The sequence below is a fragment of the Brotaphodocola sp. genome (genome assembly GCF_050873065.1).
Classification (GTDB): Bacteria; Bacillota; Clostridia; order Lachnospirales; family Lachnospiraceae; genus Brotaphodocola.
In genome coordinates this window covers 18069-41048 of record NZ_JBNMIC010000020.1, presented here as the reverse complement: position 1 = coordinate 41048, position 22980 = coordinate 18069, and the positions used below count along the sequence as shown (strand labels likewise).

The window sequence follows — 22980 nt, the reverse complement described above, 5'->3', positions numbered from 1 at the left end:
TTCCTCTAATTTCGTTGCTGTCCACGCGCTTTGCAAACAGCAACCTACTTCTTCACTCCACTCTACTCCACACCGCGTTTCATATGACCGCGGGTAAAATCAGCAAACGGTGCCCCGCCTTCCTGGCCGTAACGGAAGTGATCGGCAAATGCCCGAATGATCTCTCGGATCTGTGCCGGTTTCTCAATCGTAAACGCAAGGCGGATCACCTCCGGATCGATCCGCTCCACCGTCTTTTCCATGCCAAGCAGCGACAGCGGACTCGGATTGTAAATCGTGTTATAGCAGAAGCGGCAGTGATTCTTCATCGGAATCCTCTTTCCGGTTCTGTCCGTCATGAACAGGATTTCCGGTTTGTGCGTGCATCCCTTCGTCGTTCTCACGACACACTGCGCCGATACCATCGCCGGAAGATAGCCGTAAACCTGAAGTTCCCACTCGATTCCGTCCGCTTTCGTCTTCTTCGACAGCGACTCTAATTCCCGGGAATTCAGCTCAAGCGGGAAAGTCTGACGATCCATTCCAAGATGTTTCATCTCACGGGCTGCAACGGAATTCATCGCATACAGGTTTGGATCTGAAACTCTCACGATGTCGGTGATCCCGAGTTCCTCAAGCATTTTGATCTCATCAAGGGAGCGCAGAACCATTCCGTCAAATCTCGCCTTTCTCAGTTCTTCCCCATGTGCGCGAAAATATGCCTCTGCCTCCGTCCGGAAAATATGCGGAAGAAGCAGATAGCAGGATTTTCCCATCATATGACAGCTGACTACACAGTCAAGCCAGTTCTCCGCATCAAACCCGACCGCGTCAAGGTAAACCGCATCGACATCCGGCTCCTTTAGCACATCGTGAAATGCGGACGGATCCTCAAGCGAGATATGGATTCGCGGACTGCCATCTTCCCTGTGTTTTTCAAGCTCTTTTTCCCGCGCAGAGTATTCGATTTTTTCTTTTCTCCATCCGGTTGTCACACACAGAGAATCCTGACCGTCAGCCCGAGTCTCGATCTCTTCCGCAGATCCGCTCCGGGCGCAAGAAGAGTTCGAAGAGTTCTCCTGCCTGAAAGTTCTGTGCCACGGTTTTAAGATCGCCTCTTTTAACTCCTCCATGCCCTGACGGCGCAGTTCGTTGAGCGCCTGGACCGGCACAAAGCAGTCTCCCTCAAGGTTGGCTTCAAGCGCCTCAAAGAAGAAGGACGCACCGCCCGTCTTATTCATCTGTTTTAAGAGCTTTTCCTCTGTCAGCGGCTGATTCTGCGCACTCTGCACGAGAGCACCCTCAACGCGCACGCGCGCGCTTCCATCCTCCGTCTCAAGCATCAGACGCAGGTTTTCTCCCTCATGGACAGTCACAACTCCGCGGATCGGCCTCTGGAGCACCTTGTTTACATACTCGCGGTCGATCTCGTCAAAAAGTGTCTGGTTCGTCTCGCGAAATGCCGGTTTTTCCTTGAGGACGACCATCTCACGGCCGTTGTGGTGACGATAATAGCCGTCTGTCTGGCCTCCGCGGTCAAACAGATCGAGAAGCTGTTTGCGGTCCTCCGGGTCGACATGGTATCCCGATCTTCCCTTGCTCAGATAGAGATCGACATACTTGCGGTATATCCGGACAACACCTGCGGTATATCTCGGGCTCCTCATTCGTCCCTCAATCTTGAGCGAATAGACACCGGCCTCTAAAATCTCCGGCAGAATGTCGAGCGTGCACAGATCCTTTAAGCTGAGTACATAGGACTCGTCTGCCTGTCTCTCGCCGCTGCGCTTTTCTCCTGCCTGTCTGCTTCCAAATGAGTTTCCTCCCGCGCTTCCCTTTCGAGTTCCCGGCTTTCCAAATGAAGACGAAGCACCGCCTTTCCTGCCGGATTTTCCTGTTCCAGATTTCCCAGATTTTCCGCTTCCGGAAGGCAGCTTGATCTCCCGGTTTCTGCGCTCAGAAGATGCGCTCATCTCCCGCGTATTTCTTCTCGCATTTCCGCTTCCATTTCCATCGACCTCATAAGGAAGACGGCAGGGCTGTGCGCAGCGTCCTCTGTTTCCGCTCCGCCCGCCGATCAGGCTGCTGAGCAGGCACTGACCCGAATAGCAATAACACAGCGCCCCGTGTACAAAACACTCGATCTCGAGGTTTAATTTCTCATGAATCTCTGCAATCTCTTTCAGCGACAGCTCACGCGCCGGCACGACGCGCTCTGCTCCCATCTCCTGCAAAATCTCCGCACTGCGGTATCCCGTGATCGTCATCTGCGTGCTCGCATGCACAGGAAGATCCGGGAAGACCTCGCGGATCGTGCGGATTGCACCGAGATCCTGAACAATGACTGCATCAAGTCCCCTCTCATAATAAGGTCTCAAATAGTCAACAAGATCTTCGAGTTCCTCTTCCTTCATCAGCGTATTGACCGTCATATAAATCTTTTTTCCGTGCAGATGCACATAGTCGATCGCTTCAAGGAACCGGTCCTCCTCCGGATTATCCGCATAGGCGCGCGCTCCATACCGGCTTCCGCCCATATAGATCGCATCTGCACCGGCACTCACTGCGGCCTTCATGCTCTCCATCGACCCGGCAGGTGCCAGGACTTCCACTTGTGGTCGTTTCATCTCTCTTACATTCCTCCGTCTCAAAAAGAAAGGATGTCCCAGCTCTGAGACACCCCCTCCCATCCAATTTTACGTTCTAACGCTCTCGTGCAGCCTTGCTGCCTTCCTTTATTTTTCGGAATTCTTCTTTGCAGCCTCTGCATCGCTTTCGAGAACTTCCGCCGATGCCGCAGCTTCCGCCTTCGCAGTTTTCTCCGTCGTCACAGTTTTTTCTGTTGTCACGGTTTTCTCGGTCGTCTCCATCACTTCTGCCGGTTTGGCAAGATCGTTTTCTTCCTCATCTGTCAGAGTCTCCTTGCCTGCACCTGCAAGTTTCTTTTTAAGCTCCCGCAGTTTTCTGCGCTCATCCTCAAGCTCACGGCGTGCACTCTCAAGCTTCATCTGAGTCGTGATCAGCTCATGTTTGAGGCTGTACGTATCCTTCTCCAGATCATTCTTCTGGTCCGCAAGCTCATTTGCGCGCTCCTGCTCTTTGAAATAATCATCCGCGATATTCAGCTCAATCATCAGCATCTGATACTCTTCGCTCATTCTGAGGAAACCGTCAAACTGTTTGACCTTGCCGATCTTCTCATTCAAATATGCGGCAACCTTTCTCAAATACTCCTCATTCTCCACTCCGCCGAGGGTGTAGACAACGCCATCGATCAAGACTTCCGCATAATTTTTATTTTCTTTCTGTACTTTTCGTTCCATTGTGATCGCTCCTGATTTCTCTTCTCTCATGGTCTGTATCTTCTCATGGTCTGTATCTATTGAAGGAAACATCCCTTAGTCTGTCACTGTATCATCCGGAATTTTCCGTTCAAAAAATTCCTGCCCAGATACGGTAACCTTAGTTTACCATATCTGGAACCAAGGAACAAGAGTCATTCCATGTCTGTTTACGTGTTACCGCCCATGCATTGCACAAACCTTAACATTTTCACCCCTTGAACGGGATATCCAGATGACGGTATGCCGCCTCCGTCGCAACCCGCCCGCGCGGAGTCCGGTTGATGAATCCATTCATCAGAAGATACGGCTCATAGACATCCTCGAGCGTACCGGCATCCTCTCCCATCGCCGCTGCAAGCGTCTCAAGTCCAACCGGTCCTCCGCCGAACTTTTCAATCATCAGCAGCAGAATGTTCCGGTCGTTGTTGTCCAGTCCCATCTTATCCACATCGAGAATATCAAGAGCAAAGTCTGCAACCTCTTTCGTGATCACTCCATCGTATTTTACCTGCGCAAAATCGCGCACTCTCTTTAAGAGACGATTCGCAAGACGCGGAGTTCCCCTCGACCGGCGCGCAATCTCCGCTGCCCCCCGGGGATCAATCTCCACCCCGAGGACTCTTGCAGAGCGCTCCACAATCACGCTCAGCTCCTCCGGCGTATAGAATTCCAATTTCTGGACCACGCCAAAACGGTCTCTTAATGGAGCTGTCAAAAGTCCTGCCCGCGTCGTTGCGCCCACAAGCGTAAAATGCGGAAGGTCAAGGCGAATCGATCTCGCGGACGCCTCTTTTCCGAGCATAATGTCAATCGCAAAGTCCTCCATCGCCGGATAGAGCACCTCCTCCACCTGACGGTTCAACCGGTGAATCTCATCGACAAAGAGGACATCTCCCTCCTGAAGGTTGTTGAGAATAGCCGCCATCTCGCCCGGTTTCTCAATCGCCGGACCGGAAGTCACCTTCATGTTGACGCCCATCTCATTTGCAATAATCCCGGAAAGCGTCGTCTTTCCCAGTCCCGGCGGCCCGTAAAACAGCACATGGTCGAGGGACTCTCCTCTCGCCTTCGCCGCCTCAATGTAAATCTTGAGATTGTGGCGGATTTTCTCCTGACCGATATATTCCTCAAGCGTCTGCGGCCTGAGATTCGGCTCTAACGCCTTGTCCTCCGCCGTCACTTCCGTTGTGATAATTCGTCGCTCCATTTATCTTTTTCTTCCTCTATCCTTTTTGGCCTCACCCTGCCAGATATTTTAAGGAGGCTTTCAAGACAGCCTCCACGCTTATTCCATCTGTGATCTCAACTTTCCGCACAGCCCGCGAAGCCTCCGTCAGTGAATATCCAAGTGCCGTCAGCGCCTCAATCGCATCCTTTGTCACTCCCCTTGACGCCGAACTGCCGCCGGATGATCGCGCCGTCTGCTCCTTCCTGTCACTGTCCGTGCCCTCCAGATCACCGGAAAGAATCTCCTCCATCGAAATCTTGTCCTTTAAATCCAGAATGACTCTCTTTGCGGTCTTTGGCCCGATTCCCGGTGTTTTCGCAATCGCCTTTGCATCCTCCGAGACAATCGCAATCCGAAGATCATCCGGCGCAAGCACAGACAAGATCCCAAGCGCCGCTTTCGGTCCGATTCCATTGACACCGAGAAGCTGTTCAAACATCTTTAAATCCTGTCTCGTCAGAAAACCGTACAGCGTCATCGCATCCTCTCTCACCTGAAAAGATGTGTAGAGCCGTACCTCCTCTCCAATCCTCGGAAGCTGATCCAAAACCGAGACCGGCACCTGAATATTCCAGCCGATTCCCCCGGCTTCCACAACCGCCTGATTCTCCCAGATCTCCGCAAGCGGTCCCTTGATATATGAAAACAATTTCCGATCCTCCAATCACCCTGTCCATCGTTTTTACGTTTCTGAATGGCAGTATACCATATCCCCCATCCAAATGCAAACATAAGTTCTCATTTCACTTTCCTCGTTGACTTTCCAAAGCTTCCTTTTTATAATATTTATAATAAATTTTCAAGCCGCCGATCCTAACCCGCCATTTTATCGAATACTTACTTGAAAGAGGACTTTCCATGATCACCATCGAAAAACGTTTAAATCTTCCGGACACCTATCCGCTCGAGCGCATCGGAGCGCTTGAGGATCTGCTCTTTTTTGACATTGAGACCACCGGATTTTCCGGTGACCGCTCCCACCTCTACCTGATCGGATGCACCTACTATCAGGACGGAAACTGGAACCTGATCCAGTGGTTTGCCGACACGCAGGAGGCTGAAGCAGAACTGCTCCACAGTTTTTTCGCCTTTCTAAAGAACTATCGCACCCTGATCCACTTTAACGGGGACGGGTTCGACATTCCATATCTGCTCAAGCGCTGTCACCATTTTGATCTTCCATACGATTTCTCCGGGATCAAAAGCGTCGACATTTACCGCAAAATCAAGCCTTACCGAAAGCTTCTCGGACTTGAGAGCATGAAGCAGAAATCGATTGAGCAGTTTCTCGGCGTATCGCGGAAAGACCGCTACTCGGGCGGCGAGCTGATCGCCGTCTACGAGGAATATCTGATGACGCATGAACAGAGTCTCTACGACGATCTGATTCTCCACAACGAGGATGATCTCAAGGGAATGCCGGCGATTCTGCCGATCTTAAATTATCCGGATTTCTTCGAGCAGAACCTCTCCCTCATCTCCCAGCAGGTGCTCGCTGAGACAGATTTCTATGGAAGGCGCCGTCATCTGCTCCGCCTTGTCTGCGCGGCAGACTGTGAGATTCCCGTTCCTGTCGGGTACAGCCTCGAGCCCGTCTCCTGTGATATAGAGGGAAACAAACTGACTCTGACGATCGATCTCTATGAGGGAACGCTGAAGCATTTCTATGCCAATTACCGGGACTACTACTACCTTCCGGAACAGGATACCGCAATTCACAAGAGTCTTCTCTCGCTTGCGGGTTCCGCCGCCCGCGCAAAGGCGACTGCCCGCACCTGCTATACCGCCCAGAAAGACTGCTTCGTCCCTCAATTTGAAATTCTCTGGGAACCCGCATTCAAAAAAGAGCCGAAAGATCGGCTCTCCTATGCGGCGCTCTCTGATGTCCGGCTCTCGGACTCCGGTGATTTTGCTGCCTATTTAAGTCAGGTTCTGCATCATCTCGGACTCAGATAATTCAGATCATTTAGATCATTCAATAAATATTTGAACAAAACACAGACAGGCCGGAAACCTGCTTTCGCGCGCTCCCGACCTGTCTGATTTTTATGTTGTTTTTCACTGGTTCAAATCATTTTATGATTCATTCATTTAACCAGTTTAGCGCACGATCATGGCATCTCTGCCTGCGCCGGTTCCGATGAATTTTACCGGAACTCCGATGTACTCCTCAATAAAGCGGATGTATGCCTTTGCGTTCTCCGGCAGCTCCTCGTAGGTTGTGCATCCGGAAATATCGCCAAAGTTGCCGTCAAACTCTTTGTAAACCGGCTTTGCGCTGTTGAGAACCGTCAGATTCGTGGTGAAATCCTCGGTAACGGTTCCGTTGCAGTCGTAAGCAACGCAAACCTTGATCTTATCAAATTTTCCGATCGTATCTAAATGGTTCACGCACAGAGCGGTCAGACCATTCAGACGCTTTGCATACTTTAAGGTCACAAGATCCAGCCATCCGCAACGTCTCGGACGATGGGTAACCGTACCATACTCATGACCCAGCTCGCGGATCTTGTCTCCGGTCTCATCAAGAAGCTCGGTTACATACGGGCCCTCGCCGACACGGCTGGAATATGCCTTGATGACACCATACACATTGCCGATATCGCCTGCGCTCAGTCCGCTTCCGGTTACCATACCGCCGACAGTCGGGTTGGAGGAAGTTACATACGGATAAGAACCAAAGTCGATGTCAAGAAGAGTTGCCTGGGCACCCTCCACGATCACGTTCTTATCCTCCTCAAGTGCCTTGTGCAGATAAGTCACCGTGTCACACATATACGGCTTTAACTGCTCTGCATAGCTGCTGTATTCTGCATAGATCTTCTCAAAGTCAAGTGCCTCATCGATCGTGGTATCTTCCGGGTCATAGAACTTTAAGAGTGCCTTCTTGGATTCCACTGCATGCTGCAGTTTCTCCTTGAAGTTCGCCTCATACAGATCCTCCATACGGATTCCGCTGCGCTCATACTTATCGCAGTATGCCGGTCCGATTCCCTTTCCGGTCGTTCCGATCTTGCTGCCGCCTCTCGCCTTTTCAAGCGCACGGTCAAGCATTCTGTGGTACGGGAAAATGATCTGTACTTTCTCGCTGATTTTCAGATGATGATCTACATCGAAGCCATGAGCCTTCAGGTTTGCAATCTCCTCAAGCAGAACCTGCGGATTCAGAACCATTCCGTTTCCAAGCACGGCAATCGTGTGGCCGGAAAGAATTCCGGACGGGGTCAGGCGCATTGCATACTTTACGCCGCCTGCCTCAATCGTATGGCCGGCATTGTCTCCGCCAGTGGCGCGAACTGCGATATCTGCATGCTCTGCCAGATAGTCAATGACCTTGCCCTTTCCCTCATCACCGTAAAAACAACCAATAACGACATCTACCTTTGACATAATCAATCTCCTTCGTCTTTATCATAAAACAAAGTTTTAGTTTTGCCCTGATTTTTTCAAGCATTAACAGTATATCGGATAACGGGAGCAAAATCAATATAAAAAGCACAAAAAGGCGGGCAGATTTTCTAATCTGCCTGCCTTTAGTTATTAGCGAATCTTATAACTATTAATTAATTTTGGATAGACTTCTCCCGTCACATCCTGAATTTTCTGATGGAACTGATGGATCAGAAAATTTAAAGTCCCCGGCCGGAGCGGATACCACTAAACCGTGATCTCTGCGGTCATACCGAGCACATCTTTGTTCTCATCGAGAACCGGCTGAATGACCTCTGCGAGGAACTCATCGACCTGCTGCGGTGCACGGCCCACATAGCGGGACGGCTCCATGCATGCCTTCAGAGACTCTAAGCTCATGCCAAAGGTCGGATCTGCTGCGATCAGTTCGAGCAGGTTGTTGTCAAGTCCCTTCTCCTTCACGTTCTTTCCAGCCTCCATGGACAGCTGACGAATGCGCTCGTGGAGCTCCTGACGGTCTCCGCCTGCCTTCACGGCATCCATCATGATGTTCTCGGTTGCCATGAACGGAAGCTCTGCCATCATGTGCTTCTCAATTACCTTCGGATATACCACAAGTCCATCCACAACATTCAGGTACAGATCCAGGATTCCGTCAATTGCGAGGAAGCCCTCCGGGATGCTCAGACGCTTGTTTGCAGAATCATCAAGGGTGCGCTCAAACCACTGTGTGGAGGAAACCATCATCGGGTTCATCACATCGCTCATCACATAGTTGGACAGGGATGCAATTCTCTCACTTCTCATCGGATTGCGCTTATATGCCATTGCGGAAGAACCGATCTGATTCTTCTCAAACGGCTCCTCAACCTCCTTCAAGTGCTGAAGAAGACGGATGTCATTTGAGAACTTGTGCGCACTCTGGGCAATTCCTGCCAGAATGTTCAGCACACGGGTGTCGATCTTTCTCGAATAGGTCTGACCGGATACCGGATAGCATCCCGCAAATCCCATCTTCTCTGCGATCATCTGATCTGCCTTGCGGCACTTCTCGTGATCTCCCTCAAACAGCTCCAGAAAGCTTGCCTGAGTTCCCGTCGTTCCCTTTGAGCCGAGCAGTTTCATCGAGCCAAGAACGTACTCTAAGTCCTCGAGATCCAGATATAAATCATGGAGCCACAGGGTAGCGCGCTTTCCAACAGTCGTCGGCTGTGCCGGCTGGAAGTGGGTGAATGCAAGTGTCGGCTGGTTCTTGTAATGATCTGCAAACTTTGCAAGCTCTGCCATCACATTGATCAGTTTCTTGCGGACAAGGCGAAGTCCCTCTGTCATAATGATGAGGTCGGTATTGTCGCCTACATAGCAGGAAGTTGCACCCAGATGGATGATTCCCTTTGCCTTCGGGCACTGCTGTCCATATGCATATACATGGGACATGACATCATGGCGCACAAGTTTCTCGCGCTCCTTTGCCACCTCATAGTTGATATCCTCTGCATGCTCTTTCAGCTCATCGATCTGCTCCTGGGTGATCGGAAGACCAAGCTCCTTCTCGGTCTCTGCCAGAGCAATCCACAGCTTTCTCCATGTCTTGAATTTCTTGTCCGGAGAGAAGATGTACTGCATCTCTCTGCTCGCATAGCGCTCTGATAACGGGCTCTGATATCGGTCGTTCATCAAAAGAACCTCCTGTGTCTTATTTTTATGACTTCTGTCTCTGTCTTGTGGCTTACGTTTTCTCTCGTCTTGCCTGTCTTATTCCTCTGTATCTGAATCAAACGTTCACGTTCTTTGTCTTTGCTATTACCGGGTGTACTCACCGCGGATATCCTCTGTCGGCGGGTCTACCGGATACTTGCCGGAGAAGCATGCCGTACAGATCGGAAGTCCCTCAGAGAGTTCTGAGAGGCGCTCAATCTTTAAGTAGGACAGGGAATCTGCACCGATGATCTGACGGATCTGTTCAACCGTGCGTCCGCTCGCAATCAGCTGGTCGGAAGACGGAATATCTGTTCCGAAATAGCACGGATAAAGGAACGGCGGTGCACTGACTTTTACGTGCACTTCCTTCGCACCGGCGTCGCGGAGCATCTTTACGATCAGATGGCTCGTCGTTCCGCGGACAATCGAATCGTCGATCATGATGACTCTCTTGCCCTCCACTGCCTCCTTGAGGACATTCAGTTTAACCTTGACGGCCGACACACGGCTGCTCTGCTTCGGCTTGATGAAGGTACGTCCTACATAGGAATTCTTCACAAATGCCGTTCCGTATGGGATTCCGGATTCCATCGAGTATCCGAGCGCTGCGGCATTTCCGGACTCCGGAACGCCAACCACCAGATCGGCCTCCACCGGGGAATCCTTCGCCAGACAACGTCCTGCATAAATGCGGGAGCCATAGACACTCACCCCGTCAAACACGCTGTCCGGTCTCGCAAAATAGATGTACTCAAACACACATCTCGCCTGCTTCTCTTTCGGCAGGCACATGCTCTTGTCAGAGACAATTCCGTCCTTCGTGATCGTCACGATCTCACCCGGCTCCACATCGCGCACAAACTCTGCGTCGATCGTGGAGAGGGCACAGCTTTCTGATACCAGTATGTAGGCATTGTCCTTCTTGCCGATGCACAGCGGCTTGAATCCAAAAGGATCCCTCGCACCGATCAGCTTTCTCGGGCTCATGATGACCAGAGAATACGCACCGACAATCTTCTTCATCGCATTCGCGACAGCCGCCTCTACGGTCGGAGTCTTCACTCGTTCTCTCGCAATGTGATAAGCGATGACCTCCGAGTCAATCGTCGTCTGGAAGATTGCTCCGGTGTACTCGAGTTCCCGGCGCAGCTGCGGGGCATTGACCAGGTTTCCGTTGTGAGCCAGTGCCAGTGTACCCTTTACATAATTGAGAACAAGCGGCTGGGCATTCTCACGCGTGCTGCTGCCCGCAGTGGAATAACGCACATGACCCACGCCGATATTTCCGTGAAGTCCTTCCAAAATCTCGTGCGTAAACACCTCATTGCAAAGACCCATTCCCTTGTAGGCATTTACTTTTTCCTTCGGTCCCTCTGTATCGCTGACTGCGATTCCGCAGCTCTCCTGTCCGCGATGCTGCAGTGCAAATAATCCATAGTAAATTTCGGATGCCACATCATTGCCGTCAAAATCATACATTCCAAAAACACCACACTCCTCATGTACATCATCGGAATGCAGCATCTGTCTCTCGTCCTTCATCGGCTTTTCTCGTTCCTCTCTCTCCATGGTATCAGTTTCTCTCGCAACTTATAAGCAGAATAAATAAATAGCTGCCAGTTCAGTAGAAATTATAATACAGCATATAAGGAATTGCAATAGCATCTTTTATTAGATTAATTAATGAGCGTTTATTGCATCTTGTATACGGGTAGGAATTTTCTGAACTGAAAATTCCGTACGATACAGTAACGGATGAAGATTTTGCCGGTCTGGAATGCGAAGCATCGGCAAAATCCATTACAGTTTGTGCAACGAACTGTAATGAGCGTTTATTGCTTGTCTGATTCATTTTTATCATAATCGGTTTCACGAAAACTGTCAATCGTTACTGCACGCCAAAAAAGAGGACTGCATCACAGCACCCGCCCGGTGTAGCTGCAGCCCTCAGATTTTTTATCGTCCGGTCACTTCATCAGCGGCATTCGTCACGGCGCGCTCGAGATCGTCCGCAAGTCCGCCGATCACCCCGGTGCTCTCCTCACCCCCACTCTGCGTTGTCATGGAGTCTAAAGAGGCCGGTTCCGTCTCCGGCACAGTACCCATGGAATCTGTGGATTCCACAGTTCCGGCGCCGCCCATCGATGTTTCCGCCGGAGCTGTGATGTTCTCACCGCCCGTCCCACTCTCTAAGGATGTGCCCGCCTGTCCGGTCTGCGCCTGCGTCGTCATCTGGGCATTATTCCCACTGTTTCCATTGTTTCTGTCTCTCGTACAGCCTGACAGCATAAGCGCCGTCAATACGACGACAAAAAGGCAGCCTAAAATCCTGAATCTCTTCATATCTGTTCTCCTTTCACCTGCTCTTCATGCACAGTAACTTTTTCATGCCTTCTTAGTATGTGAAAAAATGTTCCAGATTATCTCAGGACTTTGCTGCCTTTTTTTCCAGAATTTTCAAAAAAACATTTCAAGCAAATGCTTTCAAAAACGGATGTCTTACTTGGAAGATGCCTCGATCACATCTGCCATCGTGTACAGTCCCGGCTTCTGGGAAGCAAGGAAAATCGCCGCCTCGATTGCTCCCTTTGCAAAAATTGCCTTGGAGTATGCGGTGTGGGAGAAGGTCACTACCTCATCGGTTCCCGCAAAGATCACATCGTGCTCTCCGACAATCGAACCGCCGCGCACGGCAGAGATTCCGATTTCCTTCGGATCACGCTTTGCGCGCTCCTTAGAGCGGTCATACTTGTAATGGTAGACATCATTCATCGCATCATTGATTGAGTCTGCAAGTGCCAGAGCGGTTCCGCTCGGCGCATCTAACTTCTGGTTGTGGTGTTTCTCCACGATCTCCACATCAAATCCTGCTCCTGCGAGAACCTTTGCCGCATCCTTTAAGAGTTTCATCAGCGTGTTGATTCCGAGAGACATGTTTGCAGAGCGAAGCACAGCCGTCTGCTCTGCCGTCTGATTCACATGGGCAATCTGCTCCTCGGAGAGTCCCGTCGTGCAGAGCACAAGCGGAAGCTTCTTCTCTGCGCAGACATCCATCAGCGCATCGACTGCTTTTGCGGAGCTGAAATCCACGACAACATCTGCCGGGACATCGCACTCGCTCAGGGACGCAAATACCGGGAAAGTCTCCTGACCGGAAGCGTGAAGATCGATTCCTGCAACAAGCTCAATTCCCTCTGTCTTTTCCACAAGTCCTGCGATGGTGCGTCCCATTGCACCACCACATCCATGCATAATCATTCTTACCATATCTGTCAATTCCTCTTTATCTGCAATATCGTTATACGAAATTTATCTGTCATTCTTCCATTCTTGTGAAATTTCCGTTCCCGTTCATGCACCACACAAACGGGAAGATTTTTCTGATCGGATTACAGAATTCCGTACTCTTCCATTGCCTTCTTTAAGCGCTCTTTGTTCTGCGGCTCCATCTCGGTAAGCGGCAGACGCAGCGGGCCAACTTCCTTGCCCATCATGTTCATTGCTGCCTTAACCGGAATCGGGTTTACCTCACAGAAGAGTGCATTGATTACCGGAATTGCCTTTAACTGCATCTCACAGCTCTTCTTCACATCGCCCTCAAAGAAGGAAGCGCAGATGTCGTGAGTCTGGCGCGGAGCAACGTTGGCGAGAACGGAGATCACGCCCTTTCCGCCGAGTGCCAGAAGCGGAACGATCTGGTCATCATTTCCAGAGTACAGATCCACACAGCCATCCGCTAACTGCATGATCTCTGCGATTGCGGAGAAGTTTGCACTTGCCTCTTTTACGCCCACGATGTTCGGAACATCCTTGCACAGCTTCACGATCGTCTCCGGCTTCATCGTCACACCGGTACGGCTCGGAACGTGGTATAAAAGGATCGGCAGGCTTACAGAATTTGCGATTGCAGTATAGTGAGCAATCAGGCCGTTCTGGGTAGCCTTGTTGTAGTAAGGGGTTACAAGAAGAAGACCGTCTGCGCCGGCTTTCTCTGCGCCCTGAGACAGATGAATCGCCTCTTTTGTGGAGTTAGAACCGGTTCCTGCAATAACCGGAATGCGGTGATTTACGACCTCACACACATAGCGGATGACATCGAGATGCTCCTCATGGCTCATCGTAGCGGACTCACCTGTCGTTCCGCACGCGATGATCGCATCGGTTCCGCCTGCAATCTGCTCCTCAACGATCTCTTTTAACTTCGGGTAATTTACCTCTCCGGACTCAGTAAACGGGGTAACGAGTGCAACTCCTGCGCCTTCAAAAATAGCCATAACTTCTCCTCCTAAATTTCACATCACATGAATAAATGTAAATAATAAATATGAATATGCAAAACAATAAAGGCTGTGAACTCTGTGGCGACGAATGATCGCCCTTAAAGTTCGCAGCCTCTGCTCTTCTCTTTAAGTAGCGCTCCATCCACCCCTGGATGACAGTCATATGATTCTTCACCAGCTGACCAGACAAACGACGTTCGGCTCGTCCCCTGCCTTCGGCGCCCACCCTTTCCAGCGCCTTCCCCTGCGGCCTGACGCATCTGGTACTGTACTCATGCTTCGCGCAACCTCTACTTTTTTGTTTTTCTGTATGTTGTTATACTACCATTATATGAAAGAATTGTCAATCCCGGATATTTCCCGGATAGTCTGCCGTGCAATCAAAAAGACGCTCCGGCATCAAAAACATCCACGCTCACGCGCTCCACCCGGTCGGCAAGCTCCTCCGGCCGCTCCGGAAGCACCTGTCCGGTCAGAATCACGCCGGCCTCATCCCGGCAGTCCAGAATCGCCTTGAGTTCTTCCCGCTCAATAATTCCCTGATCAAGCGTTCCGAGCACCTCATCGAGAACCAGAAGATCACACTCCCCCGTCGTCAGAACTTTCTTCGCATAGTTCAGACCGTTGCGGATGTTGACGCGCTCCTCCCGCTTCTCCTCCTCACTCAGATGTTCAAAATAGCAGTTCGATTTCTCGAAACGGAAAATCTTGATTTCCGGCTCCAGACGCTCCAGAATCTCCATGTTGTCAAACTTCTGACTGCCCTTGAGAAATTCAATAATAATCACATTCTTTTTTCTTGCGGCAGCCTGAAGCGCTCTTCCGAGTGCCAGCGCTGTTTTGCCGGAACAGGTTCCGCCGCAGATCATCTCTACTTTTCCTGTACTCATCTTTATGCACCTCAATGGTTTTATCGCGCGCCTATCGTATCACATTCTGATTTATTTTGCAAGTTTTATCGTGTTGCCGCCCCAACCGCTCTTTATCAAAAATTCTCATTTTCCTTCTCCTCGGCACACTCAAGCTTGCTGATCGACACCTCATAGGCAACCCGCTTTTCACACTGAGTCTCGCTGAGTTTTTTCGTGTACTCGCGGCTCTGGACACGTCCCCAGACCCTGACTCTCGTTCCGACCTCGAAGTTTGACGCAAATCTCGCATTCCGTCCCCACGCAATACACGGAATGTAATCCGATTTTCCATACGGGCGGTTTACCGCCAGGAGAAGATCCGCAATCTCTCTGCCAAGCGGCGTTTTCCGATAAATCGGATTCTTGCATATGTAGCCATCGAGGAAGATCTGATTGGTCTTTGTATAGTCCGTAAATTTTTCCATGAAATGAATCTCACGAACAAAGACAGAGAGCACCAGACGATTCTTCACTCCCTCATGGCGGTTGTAAGAGCGGAACTGCCCGATCGCCTCGACGGTGCAGCCCCGGTAGTCTTCTTTCACATTGATCAGGCGCTCGGAAATCATGAGCGGGATGATGTCAGCCTGCTCGCTCAGACGGCTCACTGCAACCTCAACCACATAGAACCCTTCGCCAAACACCTCATGGCTGAAGGTAAATCCGGATACAATCTCTCCGATCACACTCACTTTGTTGTTCTCAATCATTTTGTCTGCCATGGTACTTCTCTCTCCTTTTTCATAAACATTTTTTGCTTTTCGCTGGTACTATCTATATGACCGGAAATTCCTGCCTATGAAAAGAAGCGTTCGCCTTATCCCGACAAACTCCGGCACTTCTCCCTGTTTCCCCACGTTTTTCCGTGCGAAACGCCAAAATTTTTTCCTCTGGCAGTTTGAGAAATTTCTCATTTTCCGTGAAACAAAACAGAAGGCAGACAAAAGACGGAGACACTTTTTTCATGTCTCCGCCTTCTGCATAGTTGATCGGGGTTGTTGTATCGTGTTACAAATTCTTACAGGTTGTTACAGGTTTGTTGTATGGTGTATTCGTGTATCATGTGCTGTTTTTCTTTCTTACTTCTGGCCGTTTCTGTTGAAGTTGATCAGGCTTCCTGCCTTCACAATCTTGCGCTCGTTATCGGTCATCGGCTGTACATACAGATGGATCTCTTCTGCCTTGCCATTCTTGATGACATAAGCCGGAATATCGCTCAGATCACCATCCATTGCAGTGCGTGCGTTCGGAACGTAGATGTAATCGTCTACCTCGAACATCGTCGGCTCACCCTTTAAGTGGAACGGGATCATGCCCCAGTTCATGCAGTTAGAACGATAACGCTTCGTTGCGTACTCCTGCGTGATGTTTGCAAGTGCGCCCAGTACTCTCTGGCAGGAAGCAGCCTGCTCTCTTGCGGAACCGTCGCCCGGCTTGTTGGAGTAGATCGTGGAACCGATCTCCACATCCTCTGCCTTGACGGACTCCTGACCCGGGATCGTGTTGACTACCTTCATGACCTCTGCAATCTCTGCATTCACGGTTCCGGCCAGTCTCTCCTGCTCCATTGCCTGTACGGCCTTTGCACGGCCTACATACTCCGGATCACGTCTCGAGAGCGTAAACTCAGCCAGTCCGAGCGGGTTGGAGCGGAAGGAAGAAGTCTCACCGGACGGAATCAGCTCATCGGTTGTCGTCACCTCATCAAGAATCTTGGAAGAAACCTTTAACAGAATGTTCTCAGAGAGTGCCTCCATCTCCGGCCAGTCCTTAATGTTCGGTCCGAAGCGAAGCTCGGAATCGAGATCTGCCTTGTTGTAGCCGTTGTAGACTCTTGCTTTGTAAGCGCGATCGTCGTAGTTGTACTCCGGAATATCGCCCCAGCAATCCATCGTCTCTGCGGAAGTCAGCTTACCACCGTTTGCTGCGGTTGCTGCGATCGAACGAGCATCCATCAGAGCAACTGCGGACATCTGACCGTTGCCCGGCTTAGAACCTTCACGGTTCGGGAAGTTTCTCGTCGTATGACGGATAGAAAGTGCATTGTTAGCCGGGGTATCGCCTGCGCCGAAGCACGGTCCACAGAATGCGGAACGGATCACGGCACCTGCATCCATCAGATCTGCAAGCAGACCCTTGCGGTCGAGGTCGGTGTAAACCGGCTGAGAGGAAGGATATACGGACAGATAGAACTCGCCGTCTCCGATGTTCTTGCCCTTCAGTGCGTGAGCTGCCTCAACAACGTTCGTGTAGTTACCACCAGCACAACCTGCGATGATTCCCTGCTGTACCTGAAGCTTGCCGTCCTTTGTAATCTTGTCAAGCAGAGTGAAGTGTGCTCTTCCCTCAGCGACCTGATCTGCTGCCTTCTCGGTCTCGCGCAGGATGTCCTCAAGGTTCTCATACAGGTAATCGATCTCGTATGCGTTTGACGGATGGAACGGAAGTGCGATCATCGGCTTGATCGTGCTCAAATCGATCTCCACACAGCCATCGTAATATGCAACTGCATCCGGATTCAGCTCCTTGAACTCATCGCCACGGCCATGCTTGGTCAGGAAGGCTTTCGTATCCTCATCGGTTCTCCAGATCGAGGACAGGCAGGTGGTCTCAGTTGTCATAACATCGATGCCGTTTCTGTAATCGGTTGTCATCGAGGAAACGCCCGGTCCAACAAACTCCATTACCTTATTCTTTACATATCCGTTCTTGTATACCGCTCCACAGATTGCGAGTGCAATATCGTGCGGTCCTACGAACGGCTGTGGCTTTCCGGTCAGGTAGATTGCGATTACGCCCGGGTAAGCGACATCGTAGGTCTGCTTTAACAGCTGTTTGGACAGCTCGCCACCGCCCTCACCGATTGCCATCGTACCGAGTGCACCGTAACGGGTGTGGGAGTCAGAACCGAGGATCATCTTTCCACCGCCTGCGAAACGCTCACGCATGAACTGGTGGCAGACTGCGATGTGCTGCGGAACGAAGAGACCGCCGTACTTCTTTGCTGCGGACAGACCGAAGTAATGGTCATCGTCGTTGATCGTACCACCAACTGCACACAGGGAGTTGTGACAGCAGGTCAGTACATAAGGAAGCGGGAACTTCTCCATGCCTGAAGCACGGGCAGTCTGGATGATGCCGACGAACGTGATGTCGTGGGAAACCATTGCATCAAACTTGATCTGGAGCTTGTCCATGTTGTCGTTCTGGTTGTGTGCCTTCATGATTCCATAGGCAATCGTACCCTTCTTTGCCTCTTCCTTTGTGGCTGCCTTGCCGGTAAGCTGTTCCACTCTTGCTGCCTCTGCTTCCGGAATCAAGGTCTCACCATTTACGAGATAAACTCCACCTTCATGTAACTTTACCATAATGTCCTCCTGTTTTTTGACTTTAACTTTTCTTTTTCACATTCATACTTTTTGCTTTTCTTAATCCACTTTTGTTCTTTTGTCTCCCCATGCGGGTTATCCCAGAAACTGGAATACAAGACTGCCGATCAGCAGCACCATGGCACCACCGATTCGGGATGAGATCTGAGCGTAGCTCATCAGATCCATGCGCTTTGCCGCGCCGAGAACAGCAAGGTCTCCTGCACCTCCCATATTTGCCATGCAAAGACCGGCGGTGATTGCAGACTCAATCGGGAAGAAACCGATGAACCATCCAAAGACTGCAGATCCGAGCACACAGCCGAGAACGATCAGAACCGCAATCGTCAAGTTTGCCGGGCTGAGTGCCGAGATGATCTCATTGAAATCAATCAGGGTGATGCCGACACCGACCATCTGGATCCAGATCAGCTTGGAACCGCAGAACTGCTGACATCTGTGGCAGGCCGCCTTTAAGTTTTCCGGAATCAGGTTAAAAATATTTGCCAGTGCCGCAAAAATAATCAGGTATGCGAAATTCGGAATTGCCACTCCGAACACGGACGGCAGAATCTTTTTTGCTGTCAGCTGTGCGAGAACAAAGAAACCGCCTGTCAGGAAAATCGCCGCTGCGATGTCATCCATCGTGAGCGTCACTTTCGCTGCTTCCTTATCCTTGACTGCATCCTTGCCCTTTGCGCGGATCAGTTCTCCGTGGCCGGTCAGTGCCGGGAAGAGACGTCCAACGTTGTCAAGAATGATCGCAAAGAGAACCGATACGATGTTTCCGACTGCAAGAATCGCCAGTGCAAAGGAAAGATAGCTTGCCGCATCCTGCCCGGTCACATCCTCATACACCGATGCCAGCGGGATTGCACCTGCTCCGGCACCGCCTCCCATGATCGGAAGCACATAGGAAATCACAATCTCAACCGGACCTTTTCCAAAAATCATTCCCCCGAGAATTCCAAAAAGGCAGGCACCTGCAAGAGAGGCCAGAATATCCGGCAGATACAGGGTTGCCGATTTGATTAACAGCTTGCGGTCAAGTCCCAGAAGAGATCCAACCACCAGAATCGAGATAAATACATTCAGGAAGCTGTAATCACTCATCCAGCCCTTTGAGATCGCCACCACGCCCTCCGGCATCTTGCCGAAGTATGTAACCAGACCACAGACTAAAAATGTCAGAATTGCTCCGCCGCCAAAATACTTGTTCCAGATCGGAAGTCTCTCTCCGATCTCACCGAGGATGATTCCGAGTGTGAACATCACCGCGATCGCACCGATCAGCTGGTTTGGCACAATCCCAAAACCGATTGCCGCAAGCACAACCACTGCGAAAAATGCAAAAATGTACCACTCCATCCCGTAGATTTTAAAAGTTTTCATAAGCCCGTTTTCTCCTTCTCCCCGCAGACCGTTTAGATACCAAGCATCTTTGCCGGATTTTCTTTCGTCATCCGGTCAACTTCCTCCTTCGTGAATCCACCCACATCGTACAGATAATCAATATATTCCTTGATGGACTCATACCAGTACGGATTCTGCGTCTGACCACTGTCGGTTGCCACAATGAAATGCTCGCATCCGATCGCCTTCATCGCCTCCACATTCGTTTCCAGGTTTTTCTTGTAAACGCCCCCGCCGATCGGCTGTGCGTAGACGTGCTCGAGAAGGACATCGTAATCCTTTACCATTCTCGCCTGCTCCTCCACGCTCATGCCAACTACCCAGAACTCCGGATGTGTGATGACAATCTTCTTGACCCCTGCGTTTCTTGCAGCCTCTGCCACGATTCTGCACTCTTCCGGTGAGATGTGGCCGGTCTCAAGCACGGCATCGTAATCCCTTATCAGCTCAAAGACATCTTTGAGTTCCGGAACGATCTTTCCATCTCTGACAACCGAAACCCAGTTTGTCTTGTTTTGCTTCTTACAGTCATTCTCTGCTGTGTTTGTCGGCATCCAGACTAACTTTCCCCCAAGTTTTAAAGCTGTCTCGACTGCCCACGGATTGATTCCGCCAACAAAGCGGTTCAGCGCAACGCCTCCAAACATCTGAAAGTCCGAAGTATCGCCATACTTTTCTTCCTTGACCCGGTTGACGATCTGTGCTCTCCCGACGGTCGGCATCACATGTGACTTGATCACAACCGCCCGGACACCCCGTTTAACAGCAGCTTCCATGATCTCAAGATCATTCATTTTCCGCTGTCTGACATCTGGCGCCGTGTGAATGTGAAGGTCAATGATTCCCTTCAGTCTGTTCTCTTCCATGTTCTCTCCTCCTGTCTGTCTATCGAATATAGACATAACCGTCCATGATTCGTCTTGCTGTTCTCTGTACGGCAACACCCGGAACTTTTGCATCCGCCGGATTCCCGCCCTGAAGCTTTACCGTCGGCACCATCGTCATAATTCCGCTCGGATGACCGATCCGGATATTTGCTGCGCCCATATCCCGCGCCACTTCAGCGACAAGGCTTCCCTCAAGTTTTGCAGCCACTGCGATTGAGCTTGCCGCAGTCAGCGGGCAGGCCTTGTGGCACTTAAATACAGAAATGACTCTCGCACAGACATCCATCTTATCTGCCTCAACTTCCTTGCCCTCAAGATCGGTGTAGGAAACCGGCTTTGTGACAAATCCGACTTTCGGAACACCCGGCTGGTGATCGGTTGCATCCTTTAAATCTTTTGCAAATCCCATCATGACGCAGGCTGTTCCACGGATCTTCTCAAGCAGGTCGCAGACTTCCTTGTTCGCATTGACCGCTTCCGGAAGCTCGGTTCCCTTCATGCCGATGTCCTCTGCGCGGACGAGGACGATCGGGTTTGACACATCGATGATCGTCGCATCGATTTTTCCAAATCCCGGAATATCCAGGACATCCTTCACATTTCCGGTCGGCAGAAGCTTTCCGGTCTTTGCACCCGCAGGATTTAAGAAATCTACTTTCAGCTCCGCTGCCGTTCCATCCACACCGGCGATCTCACAGTCACCATCATCGGCAAAGGTGTGAGTCTCAGGATCAATCGGGACATCGACATTGATGTACTTATCGGTGTTCTTGTTGAGCATTCTCACAGTTGTCACCGGCTCGGTGATCGTGACCATTCCCTCCTCAACCGCAAATGCAGGAACCGCTGCGGTCATATTTCCGCAGTTGGACTTGTAGTCGACCTGACGCTTTCCGACGATGACCTGACCGACGAGATACTCAATATCAACTCCCGGCTCCCCGGACTTCCAGATCACAACGATCTTGTTGTTGGAGGAAACGGTTCCGCCCATGCCGTCGATCTGTTTCGGATCCGGACAGCCCATGACCTGCATAAAAATATCATCCCACTCTGCGCGGTCTTCCGGCAGATCTTCTTTCTTAAACAGACATCCTTTTGAGGTACCGCCTCTCATAAACACGGTCTTAAACTTTCTCATTTTTCTCCTCCTGCTTGATTTGATTATCTTTTTTGAATCTGATTTTATTATTTTAACATTTGTTATTTAAAATCACATTTGTTTTGTTGGTATTATCATACAATACTTGTTAATGATTTTCCATATCACTTTTTCACAATTATTTTCATTTATTTTTGTAACATATGTTGATTGAAATAACATTTGTTGTTATGTGCTATTTTTTCTCACGAAACTCGTTTTCTTTTCCATTTTCATTTGATATAATAGGAAATACAAGAGAAGAATATCAGTCAGACTCATCCGGACACGCAGAAACTTCTCACATTACTCGTTTTAAGGAGATTGCTCATATGAATACAAAGATCACATTTGAGGAGGATTCTGCCACCCTCATGTCGGAGATTGCCGACCTTTATTATAATCAGGGAATGACGCAGCAGGAGATTGCGCGTCAGTACGACTGCAACCGTTTTAAGATTGCCAAGATGATTCAGAATGCAAGGGAAGAAGGGATCGTGGAGATCACGATTCATAAGCCGAACAAACGTCACTCAGCCCTCGAGCACGCGCTGACGGAGACGTTCCAGCTCTCCAAGGCGATCGTTCTCGATACCCGGGATCTCTCGCGCGCGGAAGCTCTCACCGAGATCGGAAAGACCGGAGCAAACTATCTCGAAAAAATTCTGACACCAAATGCCACCATCGGTGTGACCTGGGGAAAGACGATCCGGAGTGTTGCGACTGCGCTCGATCCCAAAACGCAGAATCCGGTAAACGTCGTCCAGCTGTGCGGCTGTTTCCGCCATATCAACTCTTCGGACGGTTCCAGAAACATCACGCACACAATCGCGATGAAATTTAACGGGGAGTATTTTTATATGAATATTCCGGTATATATCAACGATGAGCAGGCAAGAAATGCCATGCTCAGAGAACCGCTGATCGAACACACCTTAAATGCGACCCGAAAGATGGACGTCGTCCTGACGGGCATCGGCAGCCGCTCCAGTCTTCCGTTCAACAACCCGGTGTTAAAGCCTTATCTCGCAAAGGAAGACTGGAATGAGGAGAAAAATTGCATCGGCAGCATCTACGGATATGTGCTCGACAAGGACGGACGAATTGCAAATATCAGCTTAAACCGCAAGATTGTCGCCGCCTCCCTTCAGGATGTTCTGACGACACCGCACAAGCTCGCGATTGCGACCGGGCGCCACAAGGTCGACATGATGATCGCCTGCATGAAAAACCGCTACATCAACGAGCTGATCACTGACCGCGCGACCGCAGAACAGATTTTAAGCAATGTAAATTCTGAGCAGTGAAATTGCTTCG

General features: G+C 50.4%; 18 protein-coding genes and 1 riboswitch. Of the genes, 2 read left to right on the top strand and 16 right to left on the bottom strand.

Annotation, left to right across the window (positions count from 1 at the left end; all coding sequences use genetic code 11):
• Positions 1 to 62: 62 nt before the first annotated feature.
• The 4 genes from ACR0QE_RS07175 to ruvA all read right to left on the bottom strand — a co-directional run bounded on the left by ACR0QE_RS07175 (position 63) and on the right by ruvA (position 5200).
• The gene (locus tag ACR0QE_RS07175; RefSeq protein ID WP_432627684.1) at positions 63 to 2606 is read right to left on the bottom strand and encodes a DUF3656 domain-containing U32 family peptidase; all 2544 of its coding nucleotides are present in this window, start codon (positions 2604 to 2606) and stop codon (positions 63 to 65) included.
• A gap of 108 nt (positions 2607 to 2714) precedes the next feature.
• A complete protein-coding gene (locus ACR0QE_RS07170; RefSeq protein ID WP_432627683.1) occupies positions 2715 to 3302 on the bottom strand; it encodes a cell division protein ZapA in 588 nt (195 codons plus the stop codon).
• A gap of 229 nt (positions 3303 to 3531) precedes the next feature.
• Entirely contained in the window at positions 3532 to 4530 is a 999-nt protein-coding gene (gene ruvB / locus ACR0QE_RS07165) for a Holliday junction branch migration DNA helicase RuvB (protein WP_432627682.1), read from the bottom strand.
• Positions 4531 to 4561: 31 nt separating this feature from the next.
• Entirely contained in the window at positions 4562 to 5200 is a 639-nt protein-coding gene (gene ruvA / locus ACR0QE_RS07160; protein ID WP_432627681.1) for a Holliday junction branch migration protein RuvA, read from the bottom strand.
• A gap of 209 nt (positions 5201 to 5409) precedes the next feature.
• Here ruvA and ACR0QE_RS07155 point away from each other — a divergent pair, with 209 nt between their 5' ends.
• Positions 5410 to 6507: a ribonuclease H-like domain-containing protein gene (locus tag ACR0QE_RS07155; RefSeq protein WP_432627680.1), complete on the top strand. Its 1098-nt coding sequence runs from the start codon at positions 5410 to 5412 to the stop codon at positions 6505 to 6507.
• 144 nt (positions 6508 to 6651) lie between these two features.
• On the opposite strand, the gene ACR0QE_RS07150 is transcribed toward ACR0QE_RS07155, so the two are convergent.
• From ACR0QE_RS07150 to ACR0QE_RS07095, 12 genes are all read right to left on the bottom strand, one after another.
• Complete coding sequence (locus ACR0QE_RS07150; RefSeq protein ID WP_432627679.1) at positions 6652 to 7941, bottom strand: adenylosuccinate synthase; 1290 nt, start codon at positions 7939 to 7941, stop codon at positions 6652 to 6654.
• A gap of 267 nt (positions 7942 to 8208) precedes the next feature.
• Positions 8209 to 9639 carry an adenylosuccinate lyase gene (purB, locus tag ACR0QE_RS07145; RefSeq protein WP_432627678.1) on the bottom strand — a complete coding sequence of 477 codons (1431 nt, stop codon included), beginning with the start codon at positions 9637 to 9639 and terminating at the stop codon, positions 8209 to 8211.
• A 126-nt stretch (positions 9640 to 9765) separates the two neighbouring features.
• Positions 9766 to 11205 carry an amidophosphoribosyltransferase gene (gene purF / locus ACR0QE_RS07140; RefSeq protein WP_432627693.1) on the bottom strand — a complete coding sequence of 480 codons (1440 nt, stop codon included), beginning with the start codon at positions 11203 to 11205 and terminating at the stop codon, positions 9766 to 9768.
• A gap of 414 nt (positions 11206 to 11619) precedes the next feature.
• Positions 11620 to 12006: a hypothetical protein gene (locus ACR0QE_RS07135; RefSeq protein ID WP_432627677.1), complete on the bottom strand. Its 387-nt coding sequence runs from the start codon at positions 12004 to 12006 to the stop codon at positions 11620 to 11622.
• A gap of 156 nt (positions 12007 to 12162) precedes the next feature.
• A complete protein-coding gene (dapB, locus tag ACR0QE_RS07130) occupies positions 12163 to 12930 on the bottom strand; it encodes a 4-hydroxy-tetrahydrodipicolinate reductase (protein WP_432627676.1) in 768 nt (255 codons plus the stop codon).
• Between the two features lie 122 nt (positions 12931 to 13052).
• The gene (gene dapA / locus ACR0QE_RS07125; RefSeq protein WP_432627675.1) at positions 13053 to 13937 is read right to left on the bottom strand and encodes a 4-hydroxy-tetrahydrodipicolinate synthase; all 885 of its coding nucleotides are present in this window, start codon (positions 13935 to 13937) and stop codon (positions 13053 to 13055) included.
• Positions 13938 to 14066: 129 nt separating this feature from the next.
• A riboswitch (Lysine riboswitch) is annotated at positions 14067 to 14244 on the bottom strand.
• 79 nt (positions 14245 to 14323) lie between these two features.
• On the bottom strand, positions 14324 to 14833 hold the full coding sequence (locus ACR0QE_RS07120) for a cob(I)yrinic acid a,c-diamide adenosyltransferase (RefSeq protein ID WP_432627674.1): 510 nt from the start codon (positions 14831 to 14833) through the stop codon (positions 14324 to 14326).
• Between the two features lie 95 nt (positions 14834 to 14928).
• Positions 14929 to 15576, bottom strand: coding sequence for a single-stranded DNA-binding protein (locus tag ACR0QE_RS07115; RefSeq protein WP_432627673.1), 648 nt, complete (start codon positions 15574 to 15576; stop codon positions 14929 to 14931).
• Between the two features lie 357 nt (positions 15577 to 15933).
• Entirely contained in the window at positions 15934 to 18222 is a 2289-nt protein-coding gene (locus ACR0QE_RS07110; protein ID WP_432627672.1) for a hydratase, read from the bottom strand.
• A gap of 96 nt (positions 18223 to 18318) precedes the next feature.
• On the bottom strand, positions 18319 to 19614 hold the full coding sequence (locus ACR0QE_RS07105) for a 2-hydroxycarboxylate transporter family protein (RefSeq protein WP_432627671.1): 1296 nt from the start codon (positions 19612 to 19614) through the stop codon (positions 18319 to 18321).
• Positions 19615 to 19646: 32 nt separating this feature from the next.
• Positions 19647 to 20501, bottom strand: coding sequence for a DUF6282 family protein (locus tag ACR0QE_RS07100; protein WP_432627670.1), 855 nt, complete (start codon positions 20499 to 20501; stop codon positions 19647 to 19649).
• A gap of 19 nt (positions 20502 to 20520) precedes the next feature.
• The gene (locus ACR0QE_RS07095; RefSeq protein WP_432627668.1) at positions 20521 to 21663 is read right to left on the bottom strand and encodes a 2-methylaconitate cis-trans isomerase PrpF family protein; all 1143 of its coding nucleotides are present in this window, start codon (positions 21661 to 21663) and stop codon (positions 20521 to 20523) included.
• Positions 21664 to 21995: 332 nt separating this feature from the next.
• Here ACR0QE_RS07095 and ACR0QE_RS07090 point away from each other — a divergent pair, with 332 nt between their 5' ends.
• Positions 21996 to 22970, top strand: a complete 975-nt coding sequence (locus tag ACR0QE_RS07090; RefSeq protein WP_432627667.1) for a sugar-binding transcriptional regulator — start codon at positions 21996 to 21998, stop codon at positions 22968 to 22970.
• Positions 22971 to 22980: the final 10 nt, after the last annotated feature.

Coding starts and splice junctions, on each gene's coding strand:
- ACR0QE_RS07175 (WP_432627684.1), bottom strand. CDS start 2,606: ATGAAACGACCACAAGTGGAAGTCCTGGCACCTGCCGGGTCGATGGAG.
- ACR0QE_RS07170 (WP_432627683.1), bottom strand. CDS start 3,302: ATGGAACGAAAAGTACAGAAAGAAAATAAAAATTATGCGGAAGTCTTG.
- ruvB (WP_432627682.1), bottom strand. CDS start 4,530: ATGGAGCGACGAATTATCACAACGGAAGTGACGGCGGAGGACAAGGCG.
- ACR0QE_RS07155 (WP_432627680.1), top strand. CDS start 5,410: ATGATCACCATCGAAAAACGTTTAAATCTTCCGGACACCTATCCGCTC.
- ACR0QE_RS07150 (WP_432627679.1), bottom strand. CDS start 7,941: ATGTCAAAGGTAGATGTCGTTATTGGTTGTTTTTACGGTGATGAGGGA.
- purB (WP_432627678.1), bottom strand. CDS start 9,639: ATGAACGACCGATATCAGAGCCCGTTATCAGAGCGCTATGCGAGCAGA.
- purF (WP_432627693.1), bottom strand. CDS start 11,205: ATGAAGGACGAGAGACAGATGCTGCATTCCGATGATGTACATGAGGAG.
- ACR0QE_RS07135 (WP_432627677.1), bottom strand. CDS start 12,006: ATGAAGAGATTCAGGATTTTAGGCTGCCTTTTTGTCGTCGTATTGACG.
- dapB (WP_432627676.1), bottom strand. CDS start 12,930: ATGGTAAGAATGATTATGCATGGATGTGGTGGTGCAATGGGACGCACC.
- dapA (WP_432627675.1), bottom strand. CDS start 13,937: ATGGCTATTTTTGAAGGCGCAGGAGTTGCACTCGTTACCCCGTTTACT.
- ACR0QE_RS07120 (WP_432627674.1), bottom strand. CDS start 14,833: ATGAGTACAGGAAAAGTAGAGATGATCTGCGGCGGAACCTGTTCCGGC.
- ACR0QE_RS07115 (WP_432627673.1), bottom strand. CDS start 15,576: ATGGCAGACAAAATGATTGAGAACAACAAAGTGAGTGTGATCGGAGAG.
- ACR0QE_RS07110 (WP_432627672.1), bottom strand. CDS start 18,222: ATGGTAAAGTTACATGAAGGTGGAGTTTATCTCGTAAATGGTGAGACC.
- ACR0QE_RS07105 (WP_432627671.1), bottom strand. CDS start 19,614: ATGAAAACTTTTAAAATCTACGGGATGGAGTGGTACATTTTTGCATTT.
- ACR0QE_RS07100 (WP_432627670.1), bottom strand. CDS start 20,501: ATGGAAGAGAACAGACTGAAGGGAATCATTGACCTTCACATTCACACG.
- ACR0QE_RS07095 (WP_432627668.1), bottom strand. CDS start 21,663: ATGAGAAAGTTTAAGACCGTGTTTATGAGAGGCGGTACCTCAAAAGGA.
- ACR0QE_RS07090 (WP_432627667.1), top strand. CDS start 21,996: ATGAATACAAAGATCACATTTGAGGAGGATTCTGCCACCCTCATGTCG.